Source organism: Hydrogenimonas sp. (genome assembly GCF_029932565.1).
In the GTDB taxonomy this organism is placed as follows: Bacteria; Campylobacterota; Campylobacteria; order Campylobacterales; family Hydrogenimonadaceae; genus Hydrogenimonas.
In genome coordinates, this window is the sequence record NZ_JAOZPV010000056.1 from 3,149 (window position 1) to 8,825 (window position 5,677).

General features: G+C 51.6%; 5 protein-coding genes. All 5 read left to right on the forward strand.

Annotated features, from left to right (window positions below):
* Positions 1-131 precede the first annotated feature (131 nt).
* Entirely contained in the window at positions 132-1,412 is a 1,281-nt protein-coding gene (gene purD, locus Q1K24_RS07225) for a phosphoribosylamine--glycine ligase (RefSeq protein WP_300368123.1), read from the forward strand.
* Positions 1,405-1,854, forward strand: a complete 450-nt coding sequence (locus Q1K24_RS07230) for an RDD family protein (protein ID WP_300368126.1) — start codon at positions 1,405-1,407, stop codon at positions 1,852-1,854. The genes purD and Q1K24_RS07230 overlap by 8 nt, the downstream gene beginning before the upstream one ends.
* The gene (locus Q1K24_RS07235; RefSeq protein WP_300368129.1) at positions 1,847-3,961 is read left to right on the forward strand and encodes a hypothetical protein; all 2,115 of its coding nucleotides are present in this window, start codon (positions 1,847-1,849) and stop codon (positions 3,959-3,961) included. The genes Q1K24_RS07230 and Q1K24_RS07235 overlap by 8 nt, the downstream gene beginning before the upstream one ends.
* An 8-nt stretch (positions 3,962-3,969) precedes the next feature.
* Positions 3,970-5,418, forward strand: coding sequence for an MlaD family protein (locus Q1K24_RS07240; protein WP_300368132.1), 1,449 nt, complete (start codon positions 3,970-3,972; stop codon positions 5,416-5,418).
* Positions 5,415-5,677: J domain-containing protein (locus Q1K24_RS07245; RefSeq protein WP_300368135.1), on the forward strand; the 263-nt coding region annotated here is incomplete at its 3' end. The genes Q1K24_RS07240 and Q1K24_RS07245, both read left to right, overlap by 4 nt.

Consider the following 5,677-nt stretch of genomic DNA (forward strand, 5'->3'; position numbering starts at 1 on the left):
GACCAACGACCAACGACCAACGACCAACGACCAACGACCAACGACCAACGACCAACGACCAAAACTTCCTTCTAAGCATACTTTTTCTATAATATCCCCATTCAATTTCCAAAATCAAAGGTTGGTTTGTCATGAGAGTGATGGTGGTTGGCAGTGGTGGACGTGAATATGCGATTGGGCGTGCCTTGCACAAGGATCCTGCGGTCGAAAAGATCTACTTCGCACCGGGCAACGGGGCGACGCCCCAGATGGGTGAAAATGTCGACATCCACGATTACGATGCATTGGCAGATTATGTGGAAAAAGAGAAGATAGACCTCACCATCGTCGGGCCGGAGGCGCCGCTCGTTGCCGGTATCGTCGATATTTTCAAAGCACGTGGTCTCAAAATTTTCGGTCCGGGCAAGGAAGCGGCACAGCTCGAGGGGAGTAAAATTTTCATGAAAAACTTCCTGGCCCGCCACAATATCCCGACGGCCCGTTACATCGAAACCGACAGTATCGAAGAGGCGTTCAAATTCATCGATTCGCTTCCGGTACCCGTAGTCGTGAAAGCGGACGGTCTCTGTGCGGGCAAGGGCGTCATCATCGCAGGAACGCATGACGAGGCGAAAAAAGCGGCATCCGAAATGCTCAGCGGCAAAGCCTTCGGCGATGCCGGTATGAAAATTGTCGTCGAGGAGTTCCTCGACGGGTACGAGCTCTCGCTTTTTGCCATTTGCGACGGAAAAGATTTCGTCATGCTTCCGGCAGCCCAGGATCACAAGCGGCTGCTCGACAACGACGAAGGGCCCAATACCGGCGGGATGGGTGCCTATGCGCCGACACCCCTGATCAACGACGAACTCTACCGGAAGATCGAAGAGCGTATCATCCGGCCGACGGTGGATGGCATGGCGAAAGAGGGGATGCCTTTCGAAGGTGTGCTGTTCGCGGGATTGATGGTCGTAAACGGTGAACCCTATACACTCGAATTCAACGTACGTTTCGGCGACCCGGAATGCGAAGTGCTGATGCCACTGCTGAAAACACCCGCCAGCGAACTGTTCGACAAGGCCGCATCCGGAAAACTGGATGAGCTCCATGTCGAATTTATCGACAAATATGCCGTGGGTGTCGTCATGGCCAGCAAAAACTATCCATACCGAAGCAGCGAACCGGCGGAGATCATCGTCGACAACATCGTTCATACGGAACTGGCACAGAAGGCCCATATCGACTATGCGGGTGTCTCCCTGGTCGATGGCAAACTGATGGCGACAGGCGGGCGTGTGCTCGTCTGTGTGGGACTCGGCGACTCGATCAAAGAGGCGCGGGACAACGCCTACATGCTCTGCGGACAGGTCCATTTCGCCGGCAAGCAGTGCCGCAGCGATATCGCATACCAGGCACTTCGTTCAACGGATGGATGAGAGCATAGAGAAGGCACTTCGGGAGTCGGGCCTCGAGCTCGCCCCGCTGGGTCGCAGAACCGTCGCCTATGCCATCGACGACATGCTGATCAGCATACTGTTCATCATTATGCTGTGGGAGCCCATTTCGATGGCGGGCAGTGCAGAAGAGATTGCCGAGATCATCAACAGTGTCTGGCTGATGATGGCGATGACGCAGATCCTCTACCATACCCTTTTCGTCTGGCAGTATGGCGCATCCCTCGGTAAAATCGCGATGAGGATGCAGGTTGTCGAGATCGCGACAATGCAGACTCCCCGCCTTTCGGTAGCATTCAACCGTGCTGTGTTCCGCATTATCAGCGGCATGATTTTCTACATCGGCTTCGTCTGGGCTTTTTTCGATCCTGCCCGTCAGACCTGGCACGACAAAACTGCATCCACCCTGGTTGTCAATGCGTAGTCTGCTCCTGTTTCTGCTCTCTTCGCTCATTCTCTATGCGGCTTCCGCGGAGACGCCGAGCGTGCAGCTGCTCGCCTCGAAAGTAGACCGCAACGACACGACCCTGGTGGCGGAAGGCGATGTCATCGTCTACTATAAAGACATGATTCTCCAGGCGGACAGGGCTGTCTACGACACGAACCGCTCCGTCATGGAACTCGATGGCAACGTCACCCTGATGAAAGGGATGAACTATGCGATGCTCAGCGACCATATCTATCTCGACTTCGAAAACGATCACGATATCTTTACCAACTATTTCCTGACAGGATTCGAAACGCAGCTCTGGGCGAGAGGTGAACATGCGGAGAAAGAGAAGGATCAGCTGGAACTTGAAAAGGCCTTCATCTCCAGCTGTGATGTCACCTGCCCGGACTGGCATATCGAATTCAGCTCCGTCGACTACAATACGACGACAAAGTGGATGAACATCTGGAACCCCCGTTTCTATGTCAAAGAGACCCCTCTTTTCTATCTGCCCTATATCGGTGTATCGACCGAACGGAAACGTAAAACCGGTCTGCTTCGTCCGGGTTTCGGTATCTCGGACCGAGACGGTTTCATCATTGCCCAGCCCCTCTTTATCGCACCCGATCCGCAATGGGACCTCGAAATCACACCCCAATACCGGACGGACAGAGGTGCCGGTGCCTATGCGACATTCCGTTTTGTCGATACTCCCTACTCCGAAGGAAGCATTAAAGTAGGGTATTTCAGGACGAAAAAAAGCTACATCGACAAATACGATCTTCAGAACAGCTCCCACTATGGTGGCGAACTCAAATATGAACGCCTTCGGCTCTTTACATCTCCCAGCAGTGATAATCGGGACGGTTTTTTTGCCGATATCACCTATCTCAACGACCCAGATTACATCAACCTGCAGGCATCGACGACCGCAGAGCTTACCGACAGTTCCCAGGTACAATCGCGCATTAATTATTATTACAACACCCCTTCCAATTATGTGGGACTCTACGGAAAATATTTTATCGACACCTCTCTCTCCGACCAGGAACAGAGGGAAACTTTCCAGAATATTCCGATCATCCAGCTGCACCACTATCAGAATACAGTGTTCGGTTGGAATGCGCTGCAGTACTCCGCCGACTACCGTTTCAACCACTTCTTCACCGAATCCGGCAGGCACATCCAGTTTCAGGAGGTCAATTTTCCGCTTACCTTCTACAGCTCCTTTTTCGACGACTATTTGAAATTCTCGATTTCCGAAAATCTCTACTACTCCTATTCATCCTATATGCATATGGACGATATTCTCGAAGCGAACAACGTCAACGACGACTACTATTCACTCTTCAGAAACTACCACACGATCGACCTCTACAGTGACCTGGCGCGCGGTTACGGCGACCAGTTTCACACGATGCAGCTTCGCGTCACCTACAACAAACCGAGTTTCAGCAGCGAAAAGGGCTCCACGATCGAAGAGATCTCTGTATTGCGTTCGCCCAGAGAGAACCTCGTCATGAGCGTGATCAACTATCTGTACGACGAAAAAGGAAGCGAATACCTCTACTACCGCATCGCCCAGCCGATTCTCTATGAACCGATCGAAGAGGGGGATCTGAGATACAACCGTTACGGTGACATCGAACAGGAGGTCCGTTTCAAGTTCTGGGATTATTATGAGATCTATACCGATCTCTTCTTCTCCTACTACCTGCACTCCGTCTCCTCCGCCACCTCCTATATCAAATACACCCATCCCGACTATGATATAATGATAGACCATTTCTATAAAGAGACATTGAACGAAGGAAGAACATCCGACTTTTTCTCTTTGCACGGGACATACCGAAGTGAAGAGGGGAATGACTGGTACGCAAATATCTCATACGACAATCTGAACAGCAAAATGAGTCGATGGGGGGTGGGCGTTCACCTTTTTAGAAACTGTTGGGATCTCGATGTCGGTATCCGGGATGAAATCAAGCCGATTTTAACATCTGCCGAGGAGGCCGATTCTATCCACAATATTACGTTCTATTTCAAAATCAATCTTGTGCCGTTCGGTGAATATCAGCACGCATTTGAGCAGGAATTATAGGAAAATCAATGAAAACGGAAGCGAAAGTCGGTCTATTTGTGACGATTGGGCTGATACTCCTCTTTCTGTTGAGTACCCAGGTCAACAAATTTCAGGGAGTCGGTAAAAAAGGGTATGAAGTCGAAGCGATCATCAACGACGCGAGCGGACTCGAACAACATGCCAAAGTCAAAATGAAAGGTGTCGAAGTCGGCTATGTCAAAGAGATATCGCTCTCAGACACCAAAGTCGTCGTAACCCTTTTCATCTACAAAAACGCCAGAATTCCCTCCGATTCCGAAGTGTTGCTGACACAGGAGTCGATGCTCGGCAGCAAATATATCAACATCATACCGGGGTCATCGCACGAGTATCTCGCCGAACACGGTGTCATCAAGCGCCAGAAACCGATGTCCTCGTTCGACGAGATGGGTACATCGGTCGCATCGGCAGCCGAAGAGCTGAAACAGTTCATCCATGAATTGCGCGAAACGCTCGACAGCGAGAGCCGATCGCAGCTCAAGCATACGTTCGCCAACCTGGAAGTTCTGACGCGTGACATGAAAGAGATCGTCTCGAAAAACCGGGCAAATATCGACAAGCTGGTCGTCAATATCAACAAAGCCGCGGAGAAGTTCGCCACGATGTCCGAGAAATTTTCCACCAGTGCCGACACGATCAACGCCGATCTGCCCGATCTGATGGCGAAACTCCAGGAGACGATCGATGCTTACAAAGGAGCAGGCGAAACGCTCGACAAACGTCTACCCACCCTTGCAGACAAATTCGAATCGCTCGAAGACCAGCTCGACGTCGTGATCAAGGAGAACCGCGAACCGCTCAACGATGCGCTCGTTTCGGTCAACCGTTTCTTCACCAGGGGTGAAAGCACGATGGTTAAACTCGACAACTATCTCGATGCGGTGACCCAGACACGTCTCGAGCTCGGGATGGACGGTTTCTATATGGCTGATGACCAAAATTTCAAAGGCGGCCTCCATATCGACTACATGCCCTACTATTCGCGCCACTACATGATCGACATTCTTTCATCGCCCGACTATTCGGAGCGAAACAGCGACGGATCGTTCGATGGCGACAAAGATCACGAGAAAGGGAAATGGTACGTCTCCGCGCAGATCGGCAAGCGCTACAGGGATTTCATGGTTCGCGGGGGATTTATCGAAAGCACGGCGGGTGCGGGGATCGATTATTACGCCTATCACGACAAGCTGAAACTCTCCCTCGACGCCTACGATTTCAATGCTGTCAACGACATCCGCGGAAGCAATGCCCACATGCGTGCGACGGTCCGCTACCGCTTCTACAGGTTCATCAATGCCTATATCGGTTACGACAACTTCCTCAACTCCGATGCGGACAATCTCTTTTTCGGACTGGGTATCCGTTTCGAGGATGACCGTATGAAATATCTGCTCGGTGCGGGAGCGGGTGCCGGTGCTGGCGCTGTCCGATGAGCAAGGCATACGACAAAATACACGAAGCACTGGAGATACTCGGACTTCCGACCCATGTCAGCCTGAAAGATATCACCAGCCGCTACCGCTATCTCGCTTCGGGCAAACATCCCGACATCGGTGGAGATGCGGATGAAATGGCGCGCATCAACGAGGCGTACAGGCTTTTGAAAAGCTACATCGAACACTACCGTTTCTCCTTCAGCGAAGAGGAAGTATCCAAACAGTTTCCGCAGGATACCCATGCGAAGCGGTTTAG

Coding starts and splice junctions, on each gene's coding strand:
- purD (WP_300368123.1), top strand. CDS start 132: ATGAGAGTGATGGTGGTTGGCAGTGGTGGACGTGAATATGCGATTGGG.
- Q1K24_RS07230 (WP_300368126.1), top strand. CDS start 1,405: ATGGATGAGAGCATAGAGAAGGCACTTCGGGAGTCGGGCCTCGAGCTC.
- Q1K24_RS07235 (WP_300368129.1), top strand. CDS start 1,847: ATGCGTAGTCTGCTCCTGTTTCTGCTCTCTTCGCTCATTCTCTATGCG.
- Q1K24_RS07240 (WP_300368132.1), top strand. CDS start 3,970: ATGAAAACGGAAGCGAAAGTCGGTCTATTTGTGACGATTGGGCTGATA.